Below are 3,208 nucleotides of genomic sequence, written 5' to 3'. Positions count from 1 at the left end.
TCACCGCTCGCCCACGCGCTCGACGTGGTGTTGGTGACCGTGAAGTCCACCGTGTAGGTGGAGTTCGGGGTCATACGGGCGGGCGTCTGCGGGGCGTAGTACGTGTCGTCCGTGGTGGAGTCGACGTAGATGACGCGCAGCAGCGGGCCGATCTGCGGGTCGGCGGCCTCCGAGGACAGGAACACCGTGCGCTCCTGCGGCCCCGTGGAGGTCTCGTCCTTCAGCTTCACCAGCGCGCCGTGGTTGGACGACGGGGTCTTCGTCCAGCCCTGAGTCAGGGAGGTCGCGTCCCACCAGTGACGGCCGACGTCCGAGACCGTGCCGACGGTGTCGGAGACGGTTCCGGAGTAGTCACCGCCCGCCGTCGACCACGCCGTGCCGGTCGCGGCATTGTTCCAGGTGGCCTGGGTCTCGTTGAAGTCCTTGTTCAGGCCGTGGAGTTCGTAGACGGCGCCGTTGGTGCCCGTGGTGGTTTCCGCACCCCACATGAACAGCCGCGACTCCAGCACCGTGGCGGTGGTGGGTATCGCGCTGGTGTCGAAGTCCAGCAGCGCGCGCGTCTTGCCGTAGGTGGGGTCGTTGTTGCCGACCTCCAGCCACTTCTGCCCGACGGTGTCCCGGGAGACGGTGTCCAGGTTGGTGGTCGGCGACGTGGACGACAGCGTCGTGTCCGTCACCCCGGACGTGCCCTGGAGCAGCCGCATCGTCCGGCCCGCCTTCGGCACGCCCACGATACGGGTCGGCGAGCCCAGCAGCTGGCCGTCCTTCGTCTTCACCACCAGCTGGTAGTAGTACGACCGGCCGATCTCCACCGACGATGAGTCCGGCGTCGGGGTCGCGGTGGTGTCCGTGTAGGCGGTCGCCGACTTGTCGACCGGCGCCACCAGGGTGGCCGCGGACGGGGTGAACGCCTGCTGCGTCGAGCGGTGCAGCTGGTACTCGGCGATGTCCAGGCTCGGGTCGCCGGTGGTGTTCGAGTACGCCTTCCAGCTCAGCTCGGGGCCGGTGGAGTGGATCACCGTCGGGGAGTCGAGGGTCGTACCGACCTTGCCGTACGTCACCGTCAGCCGCGGGATCGTGGAGGTCTCGCCGCCGTAGTCGCCGTCACCGGACTCGTAGCGGGGGCCGCCGACCGGGCCGGCCGCCTCGTCGGTGGTCTTCAGCACGAACCCGTTGTTGGCCGAGGAGCCGTCCAGCCACTGCTGCACGGTGTCGGTCACCGGGAACTTGTGCCACTGGCTGTACTCGCCCTTGTTCTTCACGATCGACGCCGGGTTCACCCAGCGCACCGCGTCCGCGATCACCGCGGTCGACGCCGAGGCGGGGCCGTCGCCGAGGACGACCTTGCCCGCCGTACCCGCCGAGAAGTTGATCTGTGAGCCGCCGTTCAGGGACGACCACACACCGTTGGTGCCCGACTGCTGGTTCACCGTGTACGTCGTGGTGCCGTCCTTACCGGTCACCGTGTACGGCGCGTTCGTGGCACGGTCGGTGGCCGCCACATAGTGCACGTCCACCTTGTACGACGCCGTCTCCGGGAGCTTCGGCTGCCAGGTGTACTTGTCACCGGCCACCGTGTCCTTGTTGTACCGGTAGGCGGCGCCGACCGCGTACTGCGCGAGGGAGGACGTCGACACCGGCCAGCTGCCGGTGGCCGCCGTGGTGCCCGCGTCGCCGTCGTCGACCTGCACACTGGTCCCGGACAGCTCGCCCACCAGGGAACTGGTGTTGTTCCAGGTGGCCGTCGACTCGTCCCAGGCACCCGTGGCCCGGTGCACCTCGACCGGCACGTCCGTGCCGCCGCCGTCGTGCGCGTTGTCGAAGTACATCTCCAGACGCGCCGAGTCGATCTTCGTGCCCGAGGGGATCTCGTTCAGCGGGAACTTGACCAGGGAACGGGCCGTACCGGTGGCCGTACGGCCCACCGACAGCTTCCACGAGGTGTTGAAATTAGTCGCCGCCTGGTCCGACAGGACCATCGTGTCCTGCGAGTCCGTCGGCGACGGCGCGATCGTGATCGTCGGGTCGATCACCACCGGGTACCGGCGGTCCTTCGACGCCAGCCACTTCGCGTCCGGAGCGACCGTCAGCTTCCAGGACTTACCGTCCTGGGTCAGCTTCTGGGAGACCTTCGTGCTGTAGGTCCGCCCGAAGACCGACCGGTCCGCCTTCTTCGCGTCCGTCATGAACGGCGCCGGAATCACCATCACCGGCGTGTGCGGCAACATGCCGTACAGCGCGATCGACCCGTCCTTGCGGGCCTTGGGCACCAGGCCGTCCGTGTCCAGGGTGAAGGTGAACTTCACCGGACCGGCGGGCCGTTCGGCCAGGGTGATGTTCTCCTTCACCCGGCCGGGTCCGACGCCGTACTCCAGGTCCGCCCCGTGCACGGCGTCCTTGTAGGCGACCGTGGAGCCCTTCACCCTGGGCTTCAGCGCCCCGGCGCCCTCGAGGCCGAGCGTGACGGTCCGTCCGTCCGGCGACTGGAAGCGCACCAGGTGGCCGGCGTCCGAGCCGAACCAGCTCCGGCCCTCGTTGCTCGTGTTGCCGTAGTCGAAGCCCTTGGCGTCCGAGGGGTGGAGAGCCGTGTCGATCGGCTTCCAGGTCGCCTTCCTGCCGGACCCGGAGCGGTACGACGTCGGCACCGCCGACAGCTCCGCCTCGACGCGGCCGTCGGACAGCTGCCAGTAGCGGGCCGTCGAAGTGCGCCTGCTCTTCAGCTCCTTGACCCGCTTGGCCTTCGGGGCCTGCTTGCCCCTCGGCAGCTTCTGCCGGTCGGCCACGTCCAGCTCGTCGTGCGACGGCGGCTCGGCGAGCTTGTTGCCGTCGTCGTCCGTGAACCACCCCTTGACGGAGTCGATCACGCCCTTGTCGTGCCCGCCGGAGCCCGCCCCGGGCTCGCTCGCGGCATAGGCCATCTGCGGTAGCACGGCACTCACCACCGCCGACGCGACAAGGCAGGAGATCATTCTCCTATATCGGACTTTCACGTCCAACGCCCTTTCTCAACGGCGTCCCGAATTCGGGCACGCCGAACCTCCGGACAGGAATTCCCTGGCCGGATTCTGTGAACTTGCCTTATGGCGGCCCGACTTGTAGTCAGCGATCTGTCGGCCTGTCAATTGCTCACTCAAAAGGGGCACTTGACTGCAGAGACACGCGTAGTCGGGATATTCCCGGTCAGCGATTCGCCCGATTCTTCCGCTCG

General features: G+C 68.0%; 1 protein-coding gene. It reads right to left on the bottom strand.

What is annotated here, in order from left to right; genetic code table 11:
• On the bottom strand, window positions 1-2,969 hold a 2,969-nt coding region (locus AC07CM_RS50595; RefSeq protein ID WP_478883313.1), incomplete at its 3' end, for a DNRLRE domain-containing protein.
• Window positions 2,970-3,208: the final 239 nt, after the last annotated feature.

Source organism: Streptomyces sp. NPDC044061, assembly GCF_056434305.1.
Note: the sequence above shows the minus strand (reverse complement) of the source record. Positions and strands in the feature narration are given on the sequence as shown.